Consider the following 24,466-nt stretch of genomic DNA (forward strand, 5'->3'; position numbering starts at 1 on the left):
GATCCGCTACAACGGGAAGAGGTCGCGGTGCGAGCCTGGCACGGATTGGACGACGTGCCCGAAGACTGGGGCAGGTCCGTCGTCACGATCGGCGTCTTCGACGGGGTTCATCTAGGGCACCAGCAGATGGTCGCCAGTGCCGTGGCGATGGCGGGAGGGCTCGGACTTCCCTCCGTCGTCGTGACCTTCGACCCGCATCCCGAGGAGGTCGTGCGCCCCGGCACACACCCCCCGAGGCTGACCACGGCCAGGCACCGCACCGAGCTGCTCGCCGGTCTCGGCGTCGACGCGGTCTGCGTGCTGCCGTTCACACTGGAGTTCTCCCGGATGAGCCCGGACGAGTTCGTGCAGACCGTGCTGGTCGACCGGCTGCACGCGGCGGGCGTCGTCGTGGGGGAGAACTTCCGCTTCGGCCACAAGGCCTCCGGCGACGTCGAGACGCTGCACACCCTCGGTGAGAAGTACGACTTCGTGGCCGAGGCGGTCCCGCTGGTGAGCAACGGCGACGCCATCTCCTCGACCCTCATCCGCCAGTGGCTCGCCGTGGGGGACATGGACGCCGTCGCCGTCGCGCTCGGCCGCCCGCACCGGGTCGAAGGCGTGGTCGTCCGCGGCTATCAGCGCGGCAGGCAGCTCGGCTTCCCGACGGCCAACGTGGAGTCGCCCGAGTTCACCGCCATCCCCGCCGACGGCGTCTACGCGGGCTGGCTGCAGGGGGTCTCCAACGGCAACCTCCCCGCCGTCTACGGCGGCGAGCGTTGGCCCGCCGCCATCTCCGTCGGCACGAACCCCACCTTCGAGGGCGTGCCCCGCACCGTGGAGGCCTACGCGCTCGACCGCGACGACCTTGACCTCTACGGCGCCCACGTGGCCGTCGACTTCGGGCGGAGGCTCCGCGCCAACCTCAAGTTCGACTCGATCGAGGCGCTCATCGAGCAGATGCACGCGGACGTCGACGAGGCCCGCCGTCTCACCTCCTGACGCCGCGCGAACGGCCCCGTGAAGGACTCGGGAACGGCCGAGACCCCTGGACGCCCGCCGGGCGCGGCGGTCCGGCCGGGCGTTTTCGCGGATGTGCGCGTTCCTTGTGCCCGGTGGTAATCTGGCGTGTCAGCTATGTCACCGGTGGTGTCGAAACCCCGGCGCTGATCTCGCCACGGCGACTGTAGGCACGCACGGTCGTTCGGGCATCTGTGAATCCGCGTGCCCGTAGAGTTCAAGGAGAGATGTGTCGCTCGACACCGCCGCCAAGAAGCAGATCATCGGAGAGTACGCCAAGGGTGAGACCGACACCGGTTCCCCCGAGGTGCAGATCGCGCTGCTGAGCAAGCGCATCAGCGAGCTCACCGAGCACCTGAAGCTGCACAAGCACGACCACCACAGCCGCCGCGGCCTGCTGCTGCTCGTCGGCCGCCGCCGCAGGCTGCTCAAGTACCTGCAGAGCAAGGACATCGAGCGTTACCGCTCGCTTATCGAGCGGCTCGGTCTGCGCCGATAAGATCGTGAGGGAGCGGCGTCTGCGCCGCTCCCTCATCTCATACGGGGGGTTTCGGCGCGTCGCGCCGTGAAGACACCGCTCATATGAGCAAACTGAATAGCCGAGACAGTGCCCCGCGTCCGCACAGCAAGCGCGCCCCACGGCGTCGGAGGGCCGGTCCTCGGTAGTGGCCTCCGGTCATCATGGCATCAGCCATACGGAACCGGGCGCTTCGATCGAAGACCGGCGCTGCACCTACGGGGAGCCGGCGAAGAAGACGACTCAGGCGCGAGACGTGCGCCTGGGTGGACGCGGGCGACCGACCACAAGGAGGTCCCCCGTGGAGGGTGTCCACAGCAGTGAAGCCGTCATCGACAACGGCTCTTTCGGTACGCGTACCATCCGGTTCGAGACCGGCAGGCTCGCGCGCCAGGCGGCGGGTTCCGCCGTCGTCTACCTCGACGACGAGACGATGGTCCTGTCCGCGACCACGGCGTCCAAGAGCCCCAAGGAGAACCTCGACTTCTTCCCGCTCACGGTCGACGTCGAGGAGCGCATGTACGCCGCGGGCCGCATCCCCGGCTCGTTCTTCCGGCGTGAGGGCCGTCCCTCCGAGGACGCCATCCTCACCTGTCGCCTGATCGACCGGCCGCTGCGCCCCTCGTTCGTCAAGGGACTGCGCAACGAGATCCAGGTCGTCGCGACCGTCATGGCGCTCAACCCCGACCACCTCTACGACGTGGTCGCGATCAACGCCGCGTCCCTGTCGACCCAGCTCGCCGGGCTGCCCTTCTCCGGGCCGATCGGCGGCGTGCGCGTCGCCCTGATCGAGGGCCAGTGGGTCGCCTTCCCGACCCACTCGGAGCTGGAGAACGCCACCTTCGACATGGTCGTCGCGGGCCGCGTCCTGGAGGACGGCGACGTCGCGATCATGATGGTCGAGGCCGAGTCGACCCGCGACACGCTCAAGCTCGTTGCGGAGGGCGCCGTCGCCCCGACCGAGGAGACCGTGGCCCAGGGCCTGGAGGCCTCGAAGCCGTTCATCAAGGTGCTCTGCGAGGCGCAGTCCAAGGTTGCCGAGGTCGCCGCGAAGGAGACCCGCGAGTACCCCCTGTTCCTCGACTACCAGGACGACGTCCTGGAGGCCGTGGCCAACGCGGTGAAGAGCGAGCTCGCCACCGCGCTGACCATCGCGGGCAAGCAGGAGCGCGAGACCGAGCTCGACCGCGTCAAGGCGCTGGCGGGCGAGAAGGTCGCCCCCGACTTCGAGGGCCGCGAGAAGGAGGTCGGCGCCGCGTTCCGGTCGCTGACCAAGAAGCTCATGCGCGAGCGGGTCATCTCCGAGGGCGTCCGCATCGACGGTCGGGGCGTCAAGGACATCCGGCAGCTCAACGCCGAGGTCCACGTCGTGCCCCGGGTGCACGGCTCCGCCCTGTTCGAGCGCGGTGAGACCCAGATCCTGGGCATCACCACCCTCAACATGCTCCGCATGGAGCAGATGATCGACACGCTCAACCCGGAGCGCACCAAGCGCTACATGCACAACTACAACTTCCCGCCGTATTCCACCGGTGAGACGGGCCGAGTCGGCTCGCCCAAGCGCCGCGAGATCGGCCACGGCGCGCTCGCCGAGCGGGCGCTCCTGCCGGTGCTGCCGGGTCGCGAGGAGTTCCCCTACGCGATCCGCCAGGTGTCCGAGGCGCTCGGCTCCAACGGCTCGACCTCCATGGGCTCGGTCTGCGCCTCGACCATGGCGCTGCTCGACGCGGGCGTCCCGCTCAAGGGCATCGTCGCGGGCATCGCGATGGGCCTCATCAACGAGGGCGACCAGTACGTCACGCTGACCGACATCCTCGGTGCTGAAGACGCCATGGGCGACATGGACTTCAAGGTCGCGGGCACCAAGGACGTCATCACCGCCCTGCAGCTCGACACCAAGCTCGACGGCATCCCCGCCTCGGTGCTGGCCGCGGCGCTGAAGCAGGCGAAGGGCGCCCGCCTGGCCATCATCGACGTGATGCAGGAGGCCATCGACTCTCCCGCGGAGATGAACGCGACGGCTCCGCGCATCATCACGATCAAGGTCCCGGTTGACAAGATCGGTGAGGTCATCGGCCCGAAGGGCAAGATGATCAACCAGATCCAGGACGACACCGGCGCCGAGATCACGATCGAGGACGACGGAACCATCTACATCGGCGCGACCGACGGCCCGTCCGCTGAGGCGGCCAGGTCGGCGATCAACGCCATCGCGAACCCGCACATGCCGGAGGTCGGCGAGCGCTACCTGGGCACGGTCGTCAAGATCGCCGCCTTCGGCGCCTTCATCTCCCTCATGCCGGGCAAGGACGGTCTCCTGCACGTCTCCCAGATCCGCAAGCTGCACGGCGGCAAGCGCATCGAGAACGTCGAGGACGTCATGAACGTCGGTGAGAAGATCCAGGTGGAGATCGCCGAGATCGACTCGCGCGGCAAGCTCTCCCTGGTCCCCGTCGAGGTCATCGAGAAGGAGGCCGCGGCCAAGGCCGAGGGCGGCACTCCCGAGGAGGAGCCCGCGGCGCCCGCGGAGGAGCGGGCCCGTGAGGAGCGGCCCCGCCGTACCCGTACCCGCAGCAGCAGCGGCGGCGGCGGCGCGAGCCGCGGAGGAGAAGACCGCAACTCGTGACCACCACCACTCTGCACCCCGGCAAAGACGGTGCCGGGGTCGTGCGGCGCACCGTCCTCCCCGGTGGCCTCCGGGTGGTGACCGAGTCCATGCCGACCGTGCGTTCCGTCGCGGTCGGCATGTGGGTCGGCATCGGATCGAGGGACGAGGCCCCCGAGCACACGGGGGCCTCCCACTTCCTTGAACACCTGCTGTTCAAGGGAACGCCGACACGGGATGCGTTGGAGATCTCCGCAGCGATCGAGGGCATCGGCGGTGAGATCAACGCCTTCACCGCCAAGGAGTACACCTGCTACTACGCGCGGGTCCTCGACGAGGACCTGCCGCTGGCGGTCGACGTCCTCGCCGACGTGATCACCTCCTCGCTCATCGCCCCCGAGGATGTCGAGGCCGAGCGTGGCGTGATCCTCGAGGAGATCGCCATGCACGACGACGACCCCTCGGACGTGGTGCACGAGCAGTTCTCCTCGGCCCTGTACGGCGACACGCCCGTCGGCCGCCCGATCCTCGGCACGGTCGAATCGATCAAGGCGTTGTCACGCGACCGGATCGCGGAGTACTACCACCGCTATTACCTTCCCTCGCACACGGTCGTGGCCGTCGCGGGCAACGTCAACCACGAGCATGTCGTCGAGCTGGTGGCGACCGCCTACCAGCGGGCGGGCGCGCTCGGCGGCGACGAGCAGCCCGCCGAGCCCCGGCTCGGCGGCGAGGAGGTTCCCTACCTGTCCGGCGTCACGGTCCTCGACCGGGCGACGGAGCAGGCGAACCTGGTGCTGGGCACCTCCGCCTTCTCGCGCAACGACGACCGCCGTTTCGCGCTCGGCGTGCTCAACGCGGTGTTCGGTGGCGGCATGTCGTCCCGGCTGTTCCAGGAGATCCGGGAGAAGCGCGGGCTGGCCTACTCCGCCTACAGCTACACCTCCGCTTACTCCGACACCGGCCAGTTCGGGATTTATGTCGGGTGCCTGCCGCCGAAGATCGACGAAGTCCTCAAGGTGGCACGGGCAGAGGTGGCGCAACTGGTCGCGCACGGCATCACCGAGGAGGAGATCATCCTCGGCAAGGGGCAGATGCGCGGCGGCCTCGTGCTCGGCCTCGAGGACACCGGGTCGCGGATGTCCAGGCTGGGCAAGAGCGAGCTGGTGCACGATCGCCTGATGTCGGTCGATGAGGTGCTCGGCCGGATCGAGGCCGTCACCCTCGACGAGATCCGGAGCGTGGCCCTGGAGATCCTGCAGCGCCCCATGACCCTGGCGGTCGTGGGCCCGTACGCCGACCGGGACTTTTCCTCGGCCCTGGTGTGACGGCACTGCCGGAAACACCGGGAAGGCGCTGATGCGAGCCGGTGCCGTGCGGACCACCCGCACGGCGCCGGCTCTTTCGCGTTCCCGCCGTGCCCGGTGCACGGCACCGCAGGCGTTCCTGGGCGGCATCGGCCCCGACGGTGGCGTGGCAGGGGGTTGCGTCGGGTTCGAGGGGGCGGGTGAGGATAGGCTGGCCGGGTGATCAGGGTTGGAGTTCTCGGCGCCAGAGGGCGCGTGGGCATCGAAGTGTGCAAGGCCGTCGAGGCGGCGGAGGATCTGGAGCTGGTGGCGGCCGTCGACAAGGACGACCCGATCGAGGACCTCGAGGGTTCCGAGGTGGTGGTCGACTTCACCCACCCCGGTGTGGTCATGAACAACCTCGAATGGTGCGTCTCCCACGGCATCCACGCGGTGGTCGGCACCACCGGCTTCGACGCCGAGCGCCTGGCCGCCGTGCGCGGCATGCTCGACGCGAACCCCGGCGTCAACGTGCTGATCGCCCCCAACTTCGGCATCGCGGCCGTGCTGATGATGCGCTTCGCCCAGCAGGCCGCCCGCTACTTCGACTCCGCCGAGATCGTCGAGCTGCACCACCCGAACAAGGCGGACGCGCCCTCGGGCACGGCACGCCGTACGGCGGAGCTGATCGCCGACGCGCGGCGCAAGGCCGGGGTCCCGCCCATGCCCGACGCGACCAGTGCGGAGCTGGAGGGCGCGCGGGGAGCCGACGTGGGCGGCGTCCACGTGCACTCGGTACGGCTGGCCGGGCTGATCGCCCACCAGGAGGTGCTCCTTGGCGGTGACGGGGAGATCCTCACCATCCGCCACGACACCATGAACCGCGCCTCGTTCACACCGGGCGTGCTGCTGGGCGTGCGCCGGATCGGCGAGACCCCGGGCCTGACCGTCGGCCTCGAGCACCTGCTCGACCTGTAGATCCCCGGGGCGAGGCGCCCCGGTGTTCCGCGGCGGTGGACGAGGCGGTCGCCGGTCCCCGGCGTCCCGTAGTGGCCGAAATGCTCGCGGAGCGGGTCGCGTGCGCCCGGTTCGCCGGGTTCGGAGCGCCGTCAGGCCCCCGACCGGCCACGATGCGGATAGCATCGCTGACGTGAGCCGGTTTCGTGATGAGTTGTGGCAGGTGGTCGATGGTGTCTACGGCGAGATTCTGGCTCACCCGTTTCTCACCGGGCTGACCGACGGGACGCTCCCGCGCGAGGTCTTCCGGCATTTCGTGGTGCAGGAGACCCACTTCCTGCCGGACTACGCGCGGGCGCTGGCGGCGTGCGGGGTGAAGGCCGTCGATCCGGCGGCGGTTCAGCGGTTCGCCGGGGACTCGGCGCGCACGGTCGAGGTCGAACACAGCCTGCACGTCGAGCTGCTGGCCGCCTTCGGCATGGACGAGGACGACGCGCGCCGCGAGGGCGCGACCCCGACGACCGTCGGCTACGGGTCCTACCTGCTGCGCGCCTGCCATCTTGGCACCTTCTCCGAGGCGCTGGGCGCCATCGTGCCCTGCTACTGGATCTACGCCAGGGTCGGCGAGGCGCTGCTGAAACAGTCGTCGCCCGACCCCCTGTACGCCTGGTGGATCGAGACCTACGGGAACGAGCACTACCAGGAGACCGTCGCCGGGGTGCTCGACCTGCTCGACGAGGTCGCCGTGACGCTGCCGGAAGCCGACAGGGAAAGGCTGTGCGCGCACGCGCTGACCACCGCCCGCTACGAGTGGCTGTTCTGGGACGCGGCGTGGCGGCGGGAGTCGTGGCCGGTCTGAGCTGCGGCTAACCTACTGGTATGCGCCTGCGGGACCTGTGCCAGGTCGATCACCTGGGGCTGAAGGTCCTCACCGGTCACGATCTGCTCGATCGCAGGGTCCGTGGCATCACGACCACCGACCTCATCGAGCCGGGTCGCTTCCTCAAGCCCGCCGAGCTCGTCCTCACCGAGCTGACCTGGCACGAGGGGGCCGACTCCGCGAGGCGCTTCGTGGCCGCGCTGGTCGAGGCCAAGGTCGCCGCGCTCTGCTCGGGCACCGCGCTCAAGGTCCCGCCCGCCGACCTCGTCGACGCCTGCGCCGAGGCCGGGCTGCCGATGCTCGCGCTCGGCGTCGACGTCTCCTTCGGCACGCTCACCGAGTACGTGCTGCGCGCCCTGATCGAGGAGTTCGGGTCCGCTCCGAGCAGGCCGTACGGCCCTCGCAGGAGGCTGGCGAGCACGCTCGTCGACGGCGGCAGCCTGAGCAAGGTCGTCACCACGGTCGCGGGGGAGCTGGACGTGCCCTGCTGGGTGATGTCGGCGACGGGCCGGGTGGTCGTCGGCTCGCAGCCGCTGCCCGAGGGCGCCGGGGGGCGGCTGGCGCACGCGTTCCTGTCCGCCCGCTTCCTGCCCGGTACGGCGCCGCAGCCCGACGGCACCGTGCTGTCGGTGTTCCCGGTGAGCAGGGGAGCGCCGCACCGGATCGCCAACTGGTTCCTGGCCTACGCCGGAGAGCAGGTGCGGGCGGGCGGCGAGCACGAGGACCTGATCGTCGAGCTGGCCGCCCTGGTGGCGCTGGAGCGTTCCCGTCTCGAGGCGGCGCACCGCATCGAGCGCCGGGTGCTCGACCAGCTTCTCGCGCTGCTCGCCTCCGGTGACGCGAACCTGCCCGGGGTGGTCTCCCGGCTGCACACCCTGCACATCGAGACCGAGGACGGCCTGCTGTCGGTCGCGCTCGCCGTCGAGGGGGTCGAGCGGGCCGACGAGGTGGGGGTCGCCGTGCTCGACGAGCTGCTGCGGCCGCTGGCGCCCGGCGTGGCGACCGCGGCCGGAGGCCAGGCCGTCGCCCTGGTCCCGCTGGCGGGCAACACCGCCGCCGAGCTGACCTCGCACCTGCTGGCCGGGGCGGCCACCCTGGAGGCCGGGCTCGGCGACGCCAGGATCACCATCGGCGTCAGCAGCGTGACCAGCGGGCCGGCCGCGCTGAGCAGCCTGATCGAGGAGGCCAGACACGCCCGCACGCTGGCCGAGCTGGGCGAGGGCAGGGTCTCCGCGATCACCGGGGCCGACGTCAGCTCGCACCGCTCGCTGATCGCCGCCATCCCGGGGGAGCTGCGGCGATCGTTCAGGACACGGCTGCTGGGCTCGCTGGAGGAGTACGACTCGGCGCACCAGACGGAGCTCGTGGAGACGCTGGAGACGTTCCTCGAGGAGTCCGGTTCCTGGGCCTCGACCGCCGACCGGCTCCACGTTCACGTCAACACGTTGCGCTACCGGTTGAAGCGGATCGAGGAGCTGACCGGCAGGTCGCTCACCTCCCTGGACGAACGCGTCGACTTCCTCCTGGCCCTCAGGATGCGCTGACCCCGGGGCGACGGGAACGGGGGGTTATCTGCCGTCCTTGTCGGAGTCGGCGGACAGGACGATGGCGCCGGTGTAGCCGTCGCCGCTCTCGGTGACCTTCATGAGCATGGCGGGCTTGTAGATGGTGTCGTTGTCGTTGAGGGTGTCGCGGCCCGTGTGCTCGCTGTACGGCTCCGCGGCGAAGACCTTCGTGTTGAGGCTCTCGTCGAACATCAGCTGGGTGGTCAGCACCCGGGCGTCGCCGACGTGCACCATCACATGGATGTGGACGGTCCGGCCCCGGTACCAGCCCGGCCAGATCGTGGTGAACTGCACGATCCCGCTGGAGTCGGTGACCTGCGCGCCACGCAGGTAGCGCTTGTCGTCGGCCGGGGTGAGGTCGCCCATGCCGTCGTTCGCCCCGCCTCCGCCCGGACCGCCGGAGGGCATGGCGCCCGGGGTCGGGCCTCCAGGGCCTCCCGGGCCTCCGCTGGGAGGCGCGCCGGTGGGGGGCGTGCCGCCTCCTGGGCCACCCTGCCCGGACGACATCGCCTCCGCGCCGGAGTAGAGGCCCTCGGCGTCACAGTGCCAGATCTCGACCACCGCGTCGGACAGCGGCTCGCACGTCTCGCTGTCCTGCACCTTGACGGCGACCTTCAGCAGGGTGCCCTGCCGGTCCTCCCGGATGTCGCTGCGGATCTTGTCCGCGTCGAAGTAGTACGGCCCCTGCGTCGTCGACTCCGTCAGCGCGCACGTGTTGGCCCCCGCGAACAGGTCGGCCGTCCCCGCGCTCGTCCGCGCCTGCGGGGTGATCGACGCGGTCCCCCCGGTCGAGGTGGTCACCTTGGAGGTACTGCCCGCCTCGCCGCCGCAGGCGGCGAGGAGCGCTCCCAACCCGACCGCGCCGATCCCGGCCAGCGCCGTCCTGCGGCTGACCCGCTGGCCCTCGTGGTCGTGTCCCATCGTCCGTTCCTCCCAGGTTCTCGGTCTGGCCGACAACCTAGGAGGGGAGTATGAGGATCGGGTGAGAGGCGGCCCAGAGCCCTCTGAGGAGCTGTTCCCCGTGGAGAGCCCGTGACGGTCGGCGGTTCAGCGGGCGGCGTAGGCGTCCAGTTCGGCGAGGTAGGCGTCCTTCACGTGGCGGGGCAGCCAGGTGATCTCGAAGGCGTTGCGCTCCAGCTGGACGAGCTCCTCCTCGGAGAGCGAGAGCTCCTCGGCGAGGGCGACCAGGTTCTCCTGAACGTAGCCCGTGAAGTAGGCCGGGTCGTCGGAGTTGACGGTGACGCGCAGGCCGAGGTCGAGCATCCGGCGGATGGCGTCGGCCTTCATCGAGTCGGTCACGTAGCCGTTGGAGATCGGGCACACGGTCAGGCCGAGTCCCCTGGCGCGGATCGCCTCGATCAGCTCGGGGTCCTCAAGGGAGTTGACGCCGTGGTCGATGCGGTTGACGCCGATCTCCTCGATGGCCTGGCGGATGTGCTCGGTCGAGTTCTCCTGGTCGACGTCGCAGTGCATCGTCAGCAGGTAGCCCTCCTGCCTGGCCCGCTCGTAGACGGCCTTGAACTTGACCGGCGGGTTGCCCTTCTCATCGGAGTCGAGGCCGACGCCGACGATCCACTCGCGGTAGGGCAGGGACTCCAGCAGTGTCGCCATGGCGTACTCCGCCTGGAAGTCGCGCAGGAAGCACATGATGAGCTGCGCCTTGATCCCGAGCTGCTGCTCGGCGTCGATCAGCGCGCGGCGCAGGCCGCGGATCACCAGGTCGAACGGTACGCCGCGCGAGGTGTGGGCCTGCGGGTCGAAGAAGATCTCCGCGTAGCGGACGTTCTGTGAGGCGGCCTTGCGCAGGTAGGCCATGGCCAGGTCGTAGAAGTCGGGCTCGGTGCGGAGCACCTCCATGCCCTCGTAGTAGATCTTCAGGAACGAGGGCAGGTCGTCGAAGGAGTAGGCCGCCCTGATCTCCTCGACGGAGGAGTAGGGCAGCTCGATGCCGTTGCGCTCGGCGAGCTCGAACTTGAGCTCCGGCTCCAGGGTGCCTTCGATGTGCAGGTGGAGCTCACACTTGGGCAGCCCCGCGATGAAGTTCGTCATGCTCGGCTCCAAGAGAGAATCGGGTCGATGACCTCAAGTTTGACGCAGTCGACCAGGCCGAGGTCGGTGATGGCGTAGTCGGGGATCGCGGTGATCGACAGGAAGAAGAGATACATCAGTGGCGAGGGCAGCGCGCAGCCCAGCTCCCTGGCCAGGTCGTCCAGCTTGCTCTCCGCCTCGGCCATCTCCCGCGCCGGCAGGTCGGAGACGATGCCGCCGACCGGCAGCGGCAGCAGCTGCAGGACCTCGCCGTCCACGACGACGACCTGTCCGCCGCCCGCCCTGGCGACCTCGTTGACGGCGATGGCCATGTCGGAGCGGGAGGCGCCGACGCAGATGATGTTGTTGTCGTCGGGAGCGGCACTGGTCGCGATCGCGCCCTTGGTGATGCCGAAGCCGTTGACCAGGGCGACCGGCCTGTTGGCGGTCTTGCCGTACCGCTCGACGACGGTGATGTAGAGCGCGTCCCGCTCGACGGACGGCTCCACGATCCCGCCGGTCACGGGGAGCGTGACGTCGTGCCGCTTGCGGACGAAGACCTGCTCCGGGCTCATCCTCATGGCCAGCGCGGTGACCGTGGCCGCGCCCTCGGGGGCGCGCAGTGCGATGTCGTCCGCGGTCAGCTCGGCGACCGGGAAGGGCCGCACAGCTCCCCTTGAGGGCTGCGCGGAAGGGGTGATCATGGTGTTGTCCCTGGCGACCAGCCTGCCGCCCGCCACGACCTCGCGCACCTGGAAGTCCGCCAGGTCGTCCACGATCAGCACGTCGGCGAACCGGCCTGGGGCGATGCTGCCGACCAGGTGGTCGATCCGATACATCTCCGCGCAGTTCACCGTGGCCATCTGGATCGCGGTCACCGGGTCGACGCCCGCCTTGACCGCCATCCGGACCAGCTTGTCCATGTGCCCTCCGGCGAGCACGTCCGCGGCGTGCACGTCGTCGGTGCAGAAGGCCACCCGGCGCGCGCCGACCTGGGAGACGACCTTGATATTCTCCTCAAGGAAGTGGGCGACGCTGGACTCGCGCACGATGGCGTAGATGCCCCTGCGGAGCTTCTCCAGCGTCTCCTGTGCCGAGTACGACTCGTGGTCCAGGCGGATCCCGGCCGCGGCCAGGCCGCTGATCCGGCGCGGGTCGGACAGCGGGGCGCAGCCGAAGATGGGCAGCCGGTGCCGCTCGGCCAGGTCGAGCGCCTCCATGACGGCCTCGTCGCCGTGCTCGACGAACTCCTGCACGGTCTCCCAGATGCCGACGCACTCGGGCCACTCGTGGGCCTGGCGGTGCTCGGCGGGGCCGAAGGTGTGCCCGACGGTCGACTCGGGGACGGTGTACGGGGCCTTGGCGGGCGCGCCCCACCAGACGCGCATGCCGGTCGCCGCCGCCTCGTCCAGGAAGCCCCGGACGCCGGGCAGGCCGTCGACCACGAGGATCTGGTCGAGCCCGGAGACGACGCTGGTCGTGCCGTACGGGACGACCAGGTCGGCGAAGCTCGTCACGGAGAGCTTGCTGCACTCGATGTGCAGGTGGCCGTCGATCAGGCCGGGCACGAGGTAGCCACCCCGGGCGTCGATGATCCTGGTCTCCGGGCCCCGGGGGAGGTCGGGGCCGACGACGGCGATCCTGGTGCCGCTGATGCCGATCTCGGCGGGGTAGGTCTCGCCGGTCAGCACGTTGACCAGGGTTCCGTTGGTGATGATCGTGTCGGCGGGACGTCGTCCGTACGCGACGTCGAGCAGGGCGCGGTCGGCCATTTTCGCTACGGGCCTTTCCAGTCGGGTCGGGGTCGGTGGGGGCCGGTCAGGATGGGTCAGGCGGCGACGGGGACGGGGACGGGACGGCGGTCGAGAGCGGCGTACACCAGGCCCGCGACGGCGAAGCCCGCGAAGATGCTGAAGTCGGAGCCGCCGGTCGCCTGGGAGAGCGGGCCGGTGAAGGCCGTCGAGTTGATCCAGAGCGCTGCCGCGATCATGCCCGCCACCTGCGCGGCGATGCCGTTCCAGCGGATGCCGCCGCTGCCGTGGTACGGCCCGCCCTCGGTGAACAGGCCCTGGGCGTCGTAGGACCCCCTGCGCCGCAGCCAGTCGGTCAGGTAGATGCCCGCCCACGGGGCCAGCCAGAGGATCAGCAGGCCGAGGAAGGTGTTGAGCATCGTGTTGAAGGAGTCGGAGAACACCGCGACGCAGGTGATCGCCACACAGATCACCAGGTCGAGCACGACGGCGGCGGACCGGTTCAGCCTGATCCCGGACGCCTGGAGGTTCAGGCCGGAGGAGTAGAGGTCGGTGGTGTTCACCGCGAACAGCGTGACGATCGCCAGCAGCAGGTAGGGGACCACGAACCAGGAGGGCAGCGCGCCGGGCAGTCCTGAGATCGGGTCGCTCGCGTCCTTGACCACGGTGGCGACGGCCGCGCCGAGCGTCATCAGCAGGATGTACGGCACCAGCCCGCCGAGCGCCGCGTAGCCGAAGACGGCCTTCCTGCTGGAGGCGGCGGGCAGGTAACGCGAGTAGTCGCTGCCCAGCGGGGCCCACGACAGGCCGCCGCACGACATGACCAGCGCGACCGCGATGGTGAACGTGGCGAAGTCGGCGCCGCCGGACGAGGCGAGCTGCACCTTCGGCCCGATGAGCGCGGCCATGACGGCGAACATCGCGACGAAAACCCAGGTGAAGTACTTCTGCGCCTTCATGACGGCGGCGTGCCCGATGAGCGGCAGGACGAGCTGGATCAGCGCGGCGACGACGATCACGCCGATCTTCAGGCCCGCGCTCTGGCCGGTGATCCCGGCCTGGTCGAGCAGGGCCAGGGAGGCGAAGGTGATCAGAACCATGCCGCCGGCCTCGAAGCCGACCATGTTGATCCAGCCGAAGAAGCTGAGCACCCTGGCGCCCTTCGGCCCGAACGCGGCACGGGAGATCGCCATCGTGGAGGTGCCGACGGCCGGGCCCTGCAGGCTGGTCAGGCCGACCAGCGGGAAGGACAGCAGGTTGCCGATCACGATGGCCAGTACGGCCTGGGGGAAGCTCAGCCCGAGGGAGACGACGACCGTGCCGTAGACCAGGGTGAAGATGCCCAGCGTGGTGCCGGTCCAGAGGAACAGCAGATCACGCGGTCTGCCATACCTCTCCGACGGCGAGACCAGCTCGATCCCGCGTTGCTCGACGGCCACGACGCCTCCAACTCTGTCTTGGACATTCACATTCAGTGAACCAAAACGGAAGGAGTGCTCCTGTTGTCGGAGAACACGAGCCTGACGGTCCCGCCCTGTGACGACCTCCAAGGTGATCGTCACGCGCCCCGCGAACGGCCCAGAGGCTAAAGGGCGTTCAGGGCGAGGCCGATCGTGAACAGCAGGCCGTAGACGAGCTGGAATCGGCCGGTCTGCTGGAGTGTCGCGATCAGCGCGCGGCCGGTGACGCCCTGCCTGACCGCCTTGACGGGGGCGACCGCGAGCGGGGCGGCGAGCACGGCGAGCGCCGCGAACGGCTGCCACGGGACCAGGGCCAGCGCCACGGCCAGCGGCAGCACCAGGCAGAGGGTGTAAAGCGTGCGGGTACGGCTGTCGCCCAGCACGACGGCCATGGTGCGCTTGCCCGCGGGGCCGTCGGTCACGATGTCGCGCAGGTTGTTGACCACCAGCATCGCACAGGCCAGCAGGCCAACCGGAACCGCCGCCACGAGCGCCGTCCACGGCAGCCATTCGAGCTGGACGAACGTGGTGCCCGTCACCGCGACCAGGCCGAAGAACACGAACACCGAGATCTCGCCCAGCGCGCGGTAGCCGTACGGTCTCGAACCTCCGGTGTAGAACCAGGCCGCCGCGATCGACAGCGCGCCGACCAGCAGCAGCCACCATGCCCGGGTGGCCACGACCAGGACCAGCCCGGCGACCGCGGCCGCCAGGAAGCAGCCGAGGGCTGCGGAGAGCACCTCGCGGGGCGAGGCGGCCCCCGAGCCGACCAGGCGCATCGGGCCGACCCGCTCGTCGTCGGTGCCGCGCACGCCGTCGCTGTAGTCGTTGGCGTAGTTCACGCCGACCTGCAGCGCGAGCGCGACGAACAGGGCGAGCAGAGCCCGCCACCACACCGCGCCGCCGTAGCCGATCGCGACGCCGGTGCCGACGGCGACCGGGACGACGGCGGCGGGGAGGGTGCGCGGACGGGCTCCGGCGATCCACTGGCTCGAGGTGGCCATGGTGTTGCGAGCTTCCTCTCGGGGGCTAGCTGATGTCGGTGGCCAGGCGGACCATCCGCACGGAGCGGCCGATGTGCAGCACCCGCTCCGCTCCGTCCTCGCCCCAGCCCGCCGACTCCAGGAAGCCGAGCACGGCGTGGTTGTCGGCGAACGCCCAGGTCACGATGGTGCGGTAGCCGTCCTCCCTGAGGTGGTCGACCGTGGCGTTCAGCAGGCGGCTGCCGTGGCCGCGCCGGACGTGGCTGGGGTCGACGAGGAAGGTGAGCATCTCGCCGGTCGTGGTCGGGTCGAGGTCGGGGTCCTCGGCGGGGGCGTGCGAGGCCAGCCCCACGACGCGCTCCGAGCCTCGGGAGGCCGCCGCGGCCTCGATGCCGCCCGGCCCGAGGGCGGGGAACGCGTCGGTGTCCAGGACGACATGCTCGACCGCGACGAGCACCCGGTGACGACGGCTGGGCGGGGAGACGATCGCCTCGTCCCACTGCCGCCGCCAGAGGTCTTCGGCCGCCGCGCCGGTCATCTGCTCCAACGGTCCTTCGGGAAGGAAATCCCGGTAGCCGTACTTCCAGGCGCGGATCTGGGTGCTCGCCACCGCGGCGACATCATCGTGCCGAGCCGCCCGCACGCCTACGTCTGCCATCTCGGCCCGCTCCTTCTCTGCCGTCTACCGTCGCCTCGGGACACGCCACCTCGCGGGTCTCGTGCCACGCGAGCGGGCATCAGGCGGGTGGAACCGTGAGGCAGCCCCTACACCGTATCGGGGAATCGGACTCAGAGATGACGCGACTCCGTCTCGGTCTGACGCCGAGCCCGATATGCCCTGGTCTTGGTGCGGTTGCCGCACACCTTCATGGAGCACCAGGAGCGCGAACGGTTTTTGGACGAGTCGATGAAGGCCCACTGGCAGGTGCTCTCCGCGCAGACCTTCAGCCTCGGCCACGTGCCGTCCGCGTGCGCGCTCATCACGGCGGCCGCGATCCTGGCCAGGCCGCCGGGAACCCCGGTCGCGATCGGTTCGAGGACCGGTCCGGCCGCGGTCAGGGCGACCCGCAGCGGGAGCTCGGCGAACGACCGGGGCGGTGGCGCCTCCTGGTCGCGGTCGTGGTTGTGCCGCAGCGCGGCGCGCAGGGACTCGCGCAGGTCGGTGGCCGTGCTCACGTCGGCGTCGCCCGCCTCGTCCGCCGGTCCGATCAGGTCGTGTCTGCCGAGCCAGGCGGTCAGTGTGGCGGGCGAGGGGATCGAGTCGCTCGCGCTCTCGACGTCGTAGGTGTTCACGAAGTCGCACACCAGGTCGGCGGGGTTGCTCATGTGGTCACTCACCTCTTCGAAACCACTGTATGCCAATAGGGGGTTGTATTCCTCTCGACACCGTCATAACGTTTTCAGTGGTGCTTCAGGGAGGGGATGTCATGTGGTACTGGGTTCTTCTCGCGTTCAGGAGAAGTCGTGAGAGCGAGCGCCGCCGAGCGCCGTCGCGAGCCGCCTGACCCCCTCCGTCAGTTCCGCCGGATGGACGGCCGCCGAGTGGGTGACCCTGATCCGGGGGCCGGGAGGCTCGGCCGGATAGTAGATGCGTCCCGGGCTCACCAGGACGCCCGCCCGCCTGGCCGTCTCGACCACGACGTCCTCGTCCAGGTCGGGCGGGAGCCGTACCCACAGGTGCAGGCCGCCGCGGGGGACGAGGTGGATCTCGGCGGCGGGTGCCATGGAGGTCAGCGCGGTAACGAGGGCGTTCCTACGGGCCGTGAGGTCGGTGCTCAGTGTGCTCAGATGGCGCCGCCAGGCGGGTGAGCCGACGAACTCCAGCGCCGTCTCCTGCAGCGGCCTGGCGACGAAGAACGACTCGACGATCTGGCCGGCCCGAAGCCGCCGCGCGGCGGGCCCCCTGGCGATGACGCCCGCCACGCGCATGCTGGGCGACAGGACCTTGGTGAGCGAGTTGATGTGCACGACGGTGCCGTGGGCGTCCAGCGCGGCCAGCGGTGGCGGAACCGGCGCCGTCGCGAAGTATCTGGCGTAGTCGTCCTCGACGACGAACGCCCCCGCCGCCCGCGCGATCGCCAGCACCTGCTCGCGCCGTTCCAGGGAAAGCGTCGCGCCGGTGGGGTTGTGCAGGGTCGGCTGGCAGAGGAAGACCCGCGCGCCCGTGACGGCGAACGCCTCCGCGAGGAGATCGGGCCGCACCCCGTCCCTGTCCACGGGCACCGCCGTCGCCCGCAGCCCGGCGGCACGGGCGGCGGCGAGCGCTCCTGGGTAGGTCGGGGTCTCGACCAGCAGGGGCGTGCCGGGAGCCGCGAGGGCGCGCAGCGCGTGGGTGAGGGCGGCCTGACCCCCGCTGACGACGAGGGCGTCGGCGGGCGTCACGTCGCCGCCGATCTCCTGGGCGAACCATCTGCGCAGCTCGGGCAGGCCGCTCAGCGGCGGCAGATCCCAGGCGTCCGGACGCCGCAGGGCGCGGGAGGCGGCGGCGGAAAGGGCCCGGGAGGGGCGGGTCATCGGGTTGAGATAGCCGCCGGTGAGCGGGATGACGCCCTCCGGCGGCGGGGTGAGCAGCCCCACCACGTCGGTGTCGTCGACCACCCGGTCGCCGAGCGTGACCGTCTGCCAGGACAGGTCCGCGGCGGCCTCGGCCCGCGCGACCGCGGGGGCGACGTAGGTCCCGCTGCCCGGCCTGACGACCACCAGCCCCTCGGCGGCGAGCCTGCCCAGCGCCCTGGACACGGTCACCGGGCTCACGCCGTGCAGGCGCATCAGCTCCCGGCTCGACGGCAGTTTGTCCCCCGGGCGCAGCCGGTCGGCCTCATCTCGGAGCATGGCCGCCAGACGGACAATACTGCTATCGTCATTCATGAGAGACAAGAGTAGCGCTATCATCGCAAACCAGGTAGCGGTCACCCCCGCCCCCTCAGGGGCCGCGGCGCCCGGGAGCGCGGCGTGGCGCGGGACCCTGCTCGCAGGCCTCGGGGTGCTGTCCTTCTCCGGATCGTTTCCCGCGACGGTCTTCGCGATGGAGGGGTTCGACCCCTACCTCGTGGCGATCGGGCGCGCCGTGGTCGCGGCGGTCGCGGCGGTCGTGTTCCTGCTGGTGGCGAAGGCGCCGCTGCTGCCGCCCCGCGCCCACCTCGGGTCGTATCTCGTCATCGCCGCCGGAGTGGTCTTCGGGTTCCCGATCCTCAGCGGGCTGGCCCTCGACACCGGTGCCGACACCTCGCACGCCGCCGTAGTCGTGGGACTGCTGCCCGCCGCGACCGCCGCCTGCGCCGTCCTGCGGGGAGGGGAGCGGCCGAGGCCGCTGTTCTGGGTCGCCTGCGCGTTCGGAGCCCTGTCGATCACGATATTCACCGTCAGCCGGGGCGGCGGTCACGTCACCGGCGCCGACCTGCTGCTCGTTGGCGCGCTGCTGTCGGCCGCCGTCGGCTACACGGAGGGAGGACGCCTGGCCCGTGAGACCCCCGGCTGGCGGGTGATCTCCTACGCCCTCGTCGTCGCCGCCCCGCTCACCGTCCCCGTGACAGTCGCGCTGGCGCTGACCACCCAGGTGCGGCCAGGCGCGGTGTCGCTGGCCGGGCTCGCGTACGTGGGCCTGATCTCGATGTTCCTCGGATTCATCCCCTGGTACGCGGGTCTGGCCATGGGCGGCATCGCCCGCGCGGGACAGACCCAGCTCGCCCAGCCGCTGCTCACCCTGCTGTGGGCCTGGCTCCTGCTCGGCGAGCGCTTCGATCCGGTGACGGTCACCGCGGCGCTGGCCGTGCTCGTGTGCGTCGCCGTGAGCCAGCGGGCCCGTTCCTGACGGGCCCGCCGTACGGTCCCGCCGCCTCCTGGCAGGGGGCCGGCGTTCTCGGCCGGAGCCGAACCGGCGGCGTTTCCTTCTCGCTCTTTTCCCGGCGCGGAGAGGCGCTATCCCGTCAAAGGAGCTGACAGAGGCACGATGGGGCCGACAATGGGATCGGGCATCGACCCGGCCTCCCACCGGTCGTAAACAGGCGGGCGGAGCGGTGAAGGCCTTTTCGGCGACATGCGACATATGGAGGACCGTCATGGCTGAAAGCCTCAAGGCCGGAGACGTGATCGAGGATTTCGAGCTCCCCGACGAGACCGGTACGGCCCGGCGGCTCGGCGACCTGCTGGCCAAGGGGCCGGTGGTGCTGTTCTTCTACCCGGCGGCCATGACCTCGGGGTGCACGACGGAGAGCTGCCACTTCCGGGACCTGGCGGATGAGTTCGCCGCGGTCGGCGCGAGCCCGGTCGGGATCAGCCGTGACGCCGTCGCCCGGCAGAAGCGCTTCGCCGACACCTACGAGCTGGGCTTCCCCCTGCTGTCCGATCCCGAGGGCGTCGTGGCCCGAAAGCTCGGCGCACGCCGCACCTTCGCGGTCGGCCCGTTCCTCACCCGCAGGATGACCTTCGTCATCGACGTCGATCACCGTCTGCTCGAGGTGATCCACAGCGAGACCAGCATGCTGGCCCACGCCGACCGGGCGCTGGAGGTCCTGCGGGCACGGGCGGGGGAGTGAGGAGGGCACCGGGCGCGCATCTTTTAACGACCGCGCATCTTTTAGAGGTCCCGGGTGAGCCCACGGTGTAGCCGTGGCCATGAGGCGGAGACGCTGAGTGGAGACAGCGAAACCTTCGCTGAGTCGGCGGGAGGATACATGGTCACCCTGGGACTGTTCGTGCTGCTCGAAGCCAAGCCCGGCAAGGAGGACGAGGTGGAGGCCTTCCTCACGGAGGCGCTGGCGCTCGCCGAGGCGGAAGCGGGGACCACGGCGTGGTTCGCGATCCGTCTGGGGCCGACGACCTTCGCCGTGTTCGACGCCTTCCCCGACGAGGCGAGCCGTGACGCCCATCTCTCCGGCCAGATCGCCAAAGCGCTCGAGGAGCAGACCTCACGCCTGTTCGCGAAGCCTCCCGCCATCAACAGGCTGAACGTCCTGGCCGCCAAACTGCCGGGCTAGGAGGCGGGCGGCCCGCGTGGCTTCGGATCATCTCAGTGCCGGGGCGAGCAGATCCGCCGCGTGCCGCAGCTCTGCGACCAGATATTCGGTGCCGCCCCGCCAGTCGGACTTCTCGATGATCGTGGAGAGTATCCGCGCTTCGTCCGGCGACAGTCTCAGGGCCGGCTTGGCCCTCGAATACGAAACCGTCAAGGAGATCAATGGTTCTTCCTTGCCGCCGGAGGAGTGATGCCGCTCGACCTGGCTGGCAGTGATCGTGATGTGCAGTCCTTTCCAGATGGTCGCGCTGTGGACCGTCGTGAACTCGTCGTGGATGCCGTGGCTGCGATCACACCAAGCTGGACACTCCACTGCAAAATTATTATTCATCACCGAAACCATAGCTGTCGGCTATATGCATCTCGGCCAGCATCTTAGGGGAAGACGCGGGGTGTCAAGAAAGGACGTGGGAAGACTTTACTTTGCGATCCGTGCAGAGAGCATGCCGGTTTCGGCTGGGTTTTTCGTCGGCCGCCCGTATGTGGACCATAATGGCGGTGGATTTACGGCGGACATAGGGTGATTTCGGGCTATGTCCCGAGAAAAAGCCTCGCGCGTTAATCGGTGATGCTGAAGTTATGGAACCCGGAGAAGGGCGCGCGCCGCGGGACTCGCCCGGGAGTGTGGACCGGCCGGTCGCACCAGAACATATGGTGTAGCCGATACAAGGAGGCCGATGGTGATCGACCCGCACATCGCCGAACTGCTCGGCATCGATCCGGACGCGCCCGAGACGCGGCGCGAGCTCCGGGCGGTCGAGCGCGACGTGCGGCTCATCGAGGACCTGATCCGCCTGCGCAAGGCGCGGGGGCTCAGTCAGGCGCAGGTCGCCGAGCGGATGAACCGCAGCCAGCCTGCGATCTCCGACTTCGAGCGCCTCGGCGGCGATCCCCACCTGTCCACGATCCGGCGCTACGCCCTCGCGATCGGCGCCGAGGTCACCTACCTCGTCCACGTCCAGGAGGACCCGCCCGCGGAGGCGGGGGAGCGCGCCGAGAGCCGGTAGTCGCTTCGCGGGGCCCGTCCTCGGGGCGGTTTCCGGTGAGACCTCAGCGGGGCACGGTCAGGGTCCGCTCCAGGGAGCCGAAGGCGCGGTTCAGCAGGTCGGTGTGGTCTCCGACGATGTCGGCGGCGTGCTCGCCCGCGAGGATCCTGTCTGCGGTGATGACGTAGACCGTACGGTAGGCCGAAACGGCCAGCGAGGCGACCACCCGGGACCACGGATCGCCCTGGGGTGCCCCCGCGGCCTCGGCCAGCAGTGAGCCGAGCAACTCCTCCAGCCCGTCCACCAGCTCCCTGGCCCGTGCCTGCAGCGACGGGGAGTCGAGCACGACCTTCCAGAAGAACCGGTAGCCGTCGTTGACGGCGCAGAGCGGGTGGCCCTGTGCCAGGAGCTCCAGTATCCGGCGGTGCAGCGCGGCCAGCGGTTCCTCGCCCTCGGGGCGTTCCCGGATCGTCCCGCTGATCAGCTCGGCGGCCTCGGGGAACCGGTCGAGGAAGAGGTCCTCCTTGCGCGGGAAGTAGTTGAAGACCGTCTTCGCCGAGACGTTGGCCGCCTCGGCCACCTCGGCGACCGTGACGTTGTCGAATCCGCGCTGGAGGAAGAGCCCCGAGGCGATGTCCGAGATCGTCTGGCGAGTCTGCAGTTTCTTCCGCTCACGGAGTCCCGGCTCGTTGCTCACGCCGCCGACTATAGTTGATAAAAACTTATAGTCACGGTAAGTTTTTAGTAACAGCAAGAACTTCCTGGGAGATGGCATGTCGTACGACGTCGACGTCGTGGTGGCCGGGGGCGGCCCCGTGGGACTGATGCTGGCCTGTGAGCTGGTGCTCGGCGGCGTCTCGGCCGTGGTGATCGAACGGCTGGCCGAGCCGGACCTGACCATCAAGGCGGGGGCGCTCAACGCCCCCAGTGTCGAGGCGCTCTACCGGCGCGGCCTGCTGCCGGCGCTCCAGAAGGCGCAGGAGGCGAACCTGGAACGGTTCGCCGAGTTCACGAGACAGCGGTTCCCCGAGGGGAAGGCCTTTCAGGCCCCGCCGAGGTTCGCCGGTCACTTCGCGGGAATCCCGCTCAGCGGGGACCGGGTCGACGAGTCGGACCCCGATCTGGCCGGGCGCGGTCCCGCCGACCACGTCGGCCTGGTCTCCCAGCAGCAGCTCGAGGCACTCCTCGCCGCGCTCGCCGCCGAGCTCGGGGTCGAGGTGCGCAGGGGCGTCGAGTTGACCGGGTTCGAGACCGACGCCGACGGGGTGACCGTCGCGACGACAGGGGGGCGGGTCCGGGGGCGCTGGCTGGTCGGCTGCGACGGTGGCAGGAGCACGGTGCGCAAGCTCGCGGGCTTCGACTTCCCCGGCACCGGTCCCGAGATCACCGCCTACCAGGCCATGGCGGAGATGGAGGGCACGGAGGCGCTGAAGGCCGGCTGGAACACGACCCCGGCCGGTGTCTACGCGCACGGCCCGATGCCGGGCCGCATCCTCACGGTCGAGTTCGGCGGCGCGCCCGCCGACCGGAGCGCTCCCGTCACCGCCGAGGAGCTACAGACGTCGATCAGGAACGTCACCGGGACCGAGGTCGTCGTCACCAGGATCAAGACCGCGACCCGCTTCACCGACAACGCCCGCCAGGCGACCACCTACCGGATGGGGCGGGTACTGCTCGCCGGTGACGCCGCCCACGTCCACTCGCCCTTCGGCGGCCAGGGACTGAACCTCGGCCTCGGCGACGCGGTGAACCTCGGCTGGAAGCTCGCCGCGACCGTGCGCGGCCAGGCTCCCGAGGGGCTGCTGGACACCTACACCGCGGAACGCCACCCCATCGGCGCCTGGGTGCTCGAGTGGACGCGCGCCCAGATCGCGGTGATGCGTCCTGACTCCCACGCCAGGGCGCTGCGCGCGGTGGTCGCCGACCTGGCCGAGACCGTCGCGGGCACCACCTACTTCGTCAAGAAGATCTCCGGGATCTGGCAGCGCTACGACATCCCCGGCGACCACCCGCTGGTCGGGGCGAGCGCGCCCGACCTGGAGCTGGCCGACGGGTCACGGCTCGCCGACCGGCTGCACGAGGGCGTCGCGCTGCTGCTGGACCCCTCGGGGGAGCTCGGGGCCCTGACCGAAGGCTACGGCGACCGCCTGAAGGTGGTCGAGGGGGGCCTCCCCGAGCGGCCGGAGCTTGCCGGTGTGTTCGTCAGGCCCGACGGTTTCGTCGCCTGGGCCGCGGACGCGGGCCAGGCGGACCCCGCCTCGCTGGAGGCCGCCCTTTCCACCTGGCTCGGAGCACCCGCGGTGACAGCCGTGTAGACGGCGGCGGGCGCCGCCGGCCGGGATCAGAGGGGGTGGTTGTAGACCAGACGGAAGCGGTCGCCGGGGATGACGATGTCGCTCGTCTCGACCGGGCGGTCGCCCGCCCAGTGGGTGCGTTCCACGTGCAGCACGTGGACTCCCGCAGGCAGGGCCAGGACGTCGCTCTCCGCAGGCTGGGGCACGCGCGTGTAGACCTGCTCCACGATCTCGGTGACCTTGACGCCGTGGGCGGAGAGACGGGCGATCAGGCCGCGCGGGTTCTCCTCGAGGGCGGGCTCGCCGAACTCGGCGGGCTCGTACGAGGTCGCGAGCTGGACCGGCTTGCCGTCGCCGCGAAAGATGTAGCGGACCCGGGTCACCGGAGCCGAGTCGTCCAGGCGCAGGCGCAGGGCGATGTCGGGGGGCGCCTCGGTGTGCTCGGCCCGCCACTCCCAGGTGGCGCGGGTGCCCTGCGACTGGATGTCGGAGCCGAAGGGGGCGTGGTGGTCATGGAAGCGCCAGCGGTGCAGCGGCAGCAGCACCGGCCTGGCCCTGACGTAGTGGCCGGAGCCGACGCGGCCGACGATCAGGCCTTCCGCGGCGAGCACTCGCAGCGCGTGGCGGGCGGCCGTCTCGCCGACGCCGTACTTTCTGGTCAGCTGGGCGCGGGAGGGGATCGGCGCGCCGGGAGGAAGGGAGCCGTCGACGATCTGGCGGCGGATATCGGCGACGACGCGCAGGTAGACCGGATCGGAGCTTGCCACGTGTCCATCCCTGGGTTCGACAGGCGTCGCCCCATCCTGACGTATTCGATGGACAACTCACGGTAATGGCGGCGATTTGGAGTTCCAACTTTGCGGGCTCAGGATCGTTCCTGAAAATCTCTCAGAGACCGTGTAACGCCCGCGTAAGGTGCCGCGATTCATCTACAGAGGTCGTCGATGTGTGTACCCCCGAGCACATATCGGCGGCCTCTTTGCTGTGCTCAGTGCGACGCCTGGCGGCGTCGCGGGCTGTGCTGATGGCGACGCCTGGCGGCGTCGCGGGCTTGGGCGCCCCAGTGCCGGTGTCTTCCCTCGTCGCTCATCCGCTTCGCTCCTTCGCTCCTCAGTCCAGACACCGGCGCGCCCAAGCCGAA

23 protein-coding genes are annotated in these 24,466 nt (G+C 70.1%); 12 read left to right on the forward strand and 11 right to left on the reverse strand.

The annotated features are described in order from the left end of the window. Positions 1–27 precede the first annotated feature (27 nt). The 7 genes from AB0395_RS15305 (at position 28) to AB0395_RS15335 (ending at position 8,788) form a co-directional block, all read left to right on the forward strand. On the forward strand, positions 28–981 hold the full coding sequence (locus tag AB0395_RS15305; protein WP_366280943.1) for a bifunctional riboflavin kinase/FAD synthetase: 954 nt from the start codon (positions 28–30) through the stop codon (positions 979–981). Positions 982–1,228: 247 nt separating this feature from the next. Continuing rightward, on the forward strand, positions 1,229–1,498 hold the full coding sequence (gene rpsO, locus AB0395_RS15310; protein WP_271217844.1) for a 30S ribosomal protein S15: 270 nt from the start codon (positions 1,229–1,231) through the stop codon (positions 1,496–1,498). A 319-nt stretch (positions 1,499–1,817) separates the two neighbouring features. Then, complete coding sequence (locus tag AB0395_RS15315; RefSeq protein WP_366280944.1) at positions 1,818–4,142, forward strand: polyribonucleotide nucleotidyltransferase; 2,325 nt, start codon at positions 1,818–1,820, stop codon at positions 4,140–4,142. Beyond that, positions 4,139–5,449, forward strand: a complete 1,311-nt coding sequence (locus AB0395_RS15320; RefSeq protein ID WP_366280946.1) for a pitrilysin family protein — start codon at positions 4,139–4,141, stop codon at positions 5,447–5,449. Before AB0395_RS15315 ends, AB0395_RS15320 begins: the two co-directional genes overlap by 4 nt. A gap of 198 nt (positions 5,450–5,647) precedes the next feature. After that, positions 5,648–6,385, forward strand: coding sequence for a 4-hydroxy-tetrahydrodipicolinate reductase (gene dapB / locus AB0395_RS15325; RefSeq protein WP_366280948.1), 738 nt, complete (start codon positions 5,648–5,650; stop codon positions 6,383–6,385). Between the two features lie 172 nt (positions 6,386–6,557). Next, positions 6,558–7,223: a thiaminase II gene (gene tenA / locus AB0395_RS15330; protein WP_366280950.1), complete on the forward strand. Its 666-nt coding sequence runs from the start codon at positions 6,558–6,560 to the stop codon at positions 7,221–7,223. 20 nt (positions 7,224–7,243) lie between these two features. Then, positions 7,244–8,788: a helix-turn-helix domain-containing protein gene (locus tag AB0395_RS15335; protein WP_366280952.1), complete on the forward strand. Its 1,545-nt coding sequence runs from the start codon at positions 7,244–7,246 to the stop codon at positions 8,786–8,788. Positions 8,789–8,812: 24 nt separating this feature from the next. Here the strand turns inward: AB0395_RS15335 and AB0395_RS15340 are convergent, their stop codons facing one another. The 8 genes from AB0395_RS15340 to AB0395_RS15375 form a co-directional block, all read right to left on the reverse strand. Beyond that, entirely contained in the window at positions 8,813–9,730 is a 918-nt protein-coding gene (locus AB0395_RS15340; RefSeq protein ID WP_366280954.1) for an intradiol ring-cleavage dioxygenase, read from the reverse strand. Positions 9,731–9,856: 126 nt separating this feature from the next. After that, the gene (locus AB0395_RS15345; protein ID WP_366280956.1) at positions 9,857–10,858 is read right to left on the reverse strand and encodes an adenosine deaminase; all 1,002 of its coding nucleotides are present in this window, start codon (positions 10,856–10,858) and stop codon (positions 9,857–9,859) included. Further along, the gene (locus AB0395_RS15350) at positions 10,855–12,609 is read right to left on the reverse strand and encodes an adenine deaminase C-terminal domain-containing protein (protein ID WP_366280958.1); all 1,755 of its coding nucleotides are present in this window, start codon (positions 12,607–12,609) and stop codon (positions 10,855–10,857) included. Before AB0395_RS15350 ends, AB0395_RS15345 begins: the two co-directional genes overlap by 4 nt. Positions 12,610–12,665: 56 nt before the next feature. Continuing rightward, the gene (locus tag AB0395_RS15355) at positions 12,666–14,027 is read right to left on the reverse strand and encodes a cytosine permease (RefSeq protein WP_366280960.1); all 1,362 of its coding nucleotides are present in this window, start codon (positions 14,025–14,027) and stop codon (positions 12,666–12,668) included. 146 nt (positions 14,028–14,173) lie between these two features. Continuing rightward, positions 14,174–15,052: a 1,4-dihydroxy-2-naphthoate polyprenyltransferase gene (locus AB0395_RS15360; RefSeq protein ID WP_366280962.1), complete on the reverse strand. Its 879-nt coding sequence runs from the start codon at positions 15,050–15,052 to the stop codon at positions 14,174–14,176. Between the two features lie 25 nt (positions 15,053–15,077). Continuing rightward, positions 15,078–15,689, reverse strand: a complete 612-nt coding sequence (locus tag AB0395_RS15365) for a GNAT family N-acetyltransferase (protein WP_366280964.1) — start codon at positions 15,687–15,689, stop codon at positions 15,078–15,080. Positions 15,690–15,820: 131 nt separating this feature from the next. After that, positions 15,821–16,357, reverse strand: a complete 537-nt coding sequence (locus AB0395_RS15370; protein WP_366280966.1) for a CGNR zinc finger domain-containing protein — start codon at positions 16,355–16,357, stop codon at positions 15,821–15,823. Between the two features lie 126 nt (positions 16,358–16,483). Next, a complete protein-coding gene (locus AB0395_RS15375) occupies positions 16,484–17,899 on the reverse strand; it encodes a PLP-dependent aminotransferase family protein (RefSeq protein WP_366280967.1) in 1,416 nt (471 codons plus the stop codon). Between AB0395_RS15375 and AB0395_RS15380 the strand changes: the two genes are divergently transcribed. From AB0395_RS15380 to AB0395_RS15390, 3 genes are all read left to right on the forward strand, one after another. After that, the gene (locus AB0395_RS15380) at positions 17,898–18,842 is read left to right on the forward strand and encodes a DMT family transporter (RefSeq protein WP_366280969.1); all 945 of its coding nucleotides are present in this window, start codon (positions 17,898–17,900) and stop codon (positions 18,840–18,842) included. The two genes, AB0395_RS15375 and AB0395_RS15380, sit on opposite strands and share 2 nt — an antisense overlap. A 247-nt stretch (positions 18,843–19,089) precedes the next feature. Next, positions 19,090–19,566, forward strand: a complete 477-nt coding sequence (locus AB0395_RS15385; protein ID WP_366280970.1) for a peroxiredoxin — start codon at positions 19,090–19,092, stop codon at positions 19,564–19,566. Positions 19,567–19,704: 138 nt separating this feature from the next. Beyond that, complete coding sequence (locus AB0395_RS15390; RefSeq protein WP_366280973.1) at positions 19,705–20,007, forward strand: antibiotic biosynthesis monooxygenase; 303 nt, start codon at positions 19,705–19,707, stop codon at positions 20,005–20,007. Positions 20,008–20,034: 27 nt separating this feature from the next. Here AB0395_RS15390 and AB0395_RS15395 read toward each other — a convergent pair whose 3' ends face one another. Beyond that, on the reverse strand, positions 20,035–20,388 hold the full coding sequence (locus tag AB0395_RS15395) for a hypothetical protein (RefSeq protein ID WP_366280975.1): 354 nt from the start codon (positions 20,386–20,388) through the stop codon (positions 20,035–20,037). A gap of 334 nt (positions 20,389–20,722) precedes the next feature. Between AB0395_RS15395 and AB0395_RS15400 the strand changes: the two genes are divergently transcribed. Further along, positions 20,723–21,052: a helix-turn-helix transcriptional regulator gene (locus AB0395_RS15400; RefSeq protein ID WP_366280977.1), complete on the forward strand. Its 330-nt coding sequence runs from the start codon at positions 20,723–20,725 to the stop codon at positions 21,050–21,052. A 43-nt stretch (positions 21,053–21,095) separates the two neighbouring features. On the opposite strand, the gene AB0395_RS15405 is transcribed toward AB0395_RS15400, so the two are convergent. After that, positions 21,096–21,728, reverse strand: a complete 633-nt coding sequence (locus AB0395_RS15405) for a TetR family transcriptional regulator (protein ID WP_366280978.1) — start codon at positions 21,726–21,728, stop codon at positions 21,096–21,098. A 76-nt stretch (positions 21,729–21,804) separates the two neighbouring features. Between AB0395_RS15405 and AB0395_RS15410 the strand changes: the two genes are divergently transcribed. After that, a complete protein-coding gene (locus tag AB0395_RS15410; protein ID WP_366280979.1) occupies positions 21,805–23,346 on the forward strand; it encodes an FAD-dependent monooxygenase in 1,542 nt (513 codons plus the stop codon). A 26-nt stretch (positions 23,347–23,372) separates the two neighbouring features. On the opposite strand, the gene AB0395_RS15415 is transcribed toward AB0395_RS15410, so the two are convergent. Next, positions 23,373–24,092: a GntR family transcriptional regulator gene (locus AB0395_RS15415; RefSeq protein WP_366280980.1), complete on the reverse strand. Its 720-nt coding sequence runs from the start codon at positions 24,090–24,092 to the stop codon at positions 23,373–23,375. Positions 24,093–24,466 lie beyond the last annotated feature (374 nt).

It is taken from the genome of Streptosporangium sp. NPDC051023, from assembly GCF_040689595.1.
Lineage (GTDB): Bacteria > Actinomycetota > Actinomycetes > Streptosporangiales > Streptosporangiaceae > Streptosporangium.

What these genes read in the sequence shown, in the direction of transcription:
- AB0395_RS15370 (WP_366280966.1), bottom strand. Translation starts at nt 16,357, where the DNA reads ATGAGCAACCCCGCCGACCTGGTGTGCGACTTCGTGAACACCTACGAC.
- AB0395_RS15335 (WP_366280952.1), top strand. Translation starts at nt 7,244, where the DNA reads ATGCGCCTGCGGGACCTGTGCCAGGTCGATCACCTGGGGCTGAAGGTC.
- AB0395_RS15410 (WP_366280979.1), top strand. Translation starts at nt 21,805, where the DNA reads ATGTCGTACGACGTCGACGTCGTGGTGGCCGGGGGCGGCCCCGTGGGA.
- AB0395_RS15345 (WP_366280956.1), bottom strand. Translation starts at nt 10,858, where the DNA reads ATGACGAACTTCATCGCGGGGCTGCCCAAGTGTGAGCTCCACCTGCAC.
- AB0395_RS15340 (WP_366280954.1), bottom strand. Translation starts at nt 9,730, where the DNA reads ATGGGACACGACCACGAGGGCCAGCGGGTCAGCCGCAGGACGGCGCTG.
- AB0395_RS15390 (WP_366280973.1), top strand. Translation starts at nt 19,705, where the DNA reads ATGGTCACCCTGGGACTGTTCGTGCTGCTCGAAGCCAAGCCCGGCAAG.
- AB0395_RS15395 (WP_366280975.1), bottom strand. Translation starts at nt 20,388, where the DNA reads ATGGTTTCGGTGATGAATAATAATTTTGCAGTGGAGTGTCCAGCTTGG.
- AB0395_RS15375 (WP_366280967.1), bottom strand. Translation starts at nt 17,899, where the DNA reads ATGAATGACGATAGCAGTATTGTCCGTCTGGCGGCCATGCTCCGAGAT.
- AB0395_RS15380 (WP_366280969.1), top strand. Translation starts at nt 17,898, where the DNA reads ATGAGAGACAAGAGTAGCGCTATCATCGCAAACCAGGTAGCGGTCACC.
- AB0395_RS15350 (WP_366280958.1), bottom strand. Translation starts at nt 12,609, where the DNA reads ATGGCCGACCGCGCCCTGCTCGACGTCGCGTACGGACGACGTCCCGCC.
- AB0395_RS15400 (WP_366280977.1), top strand. Translation starts at nt 20,723, where the DNA reads ATGGTGATCGACCCGCACATCGCCGAACTGCTCGGCATCGATCCGGAC.
- AB0395_RS15385 (WP_366280970.1), top strand. Translation starts at nt 19,090, where the DNA reads ATGGCTGAAAGCCTCAAGGCCGGAGACGTGATCGAGGATTTCGAGCTC.
- AB0395_RS15365 (WP_366280964.1), bottom strand. Translation starts at nt 15,689, where the DNA reads ATGGCAGACGTAGGCGTGCGGGCGGCTCGGCACGATGATGTCGCCGCG.
- AB0395_RS15360 (WP_366280962.1), bottom strand. Translation starts at nt 15,052, where the DNA reads ATGGCCACCTCGAGCCAGTGGATCGCCGGAGCCCGTCCGCGCACCCTC.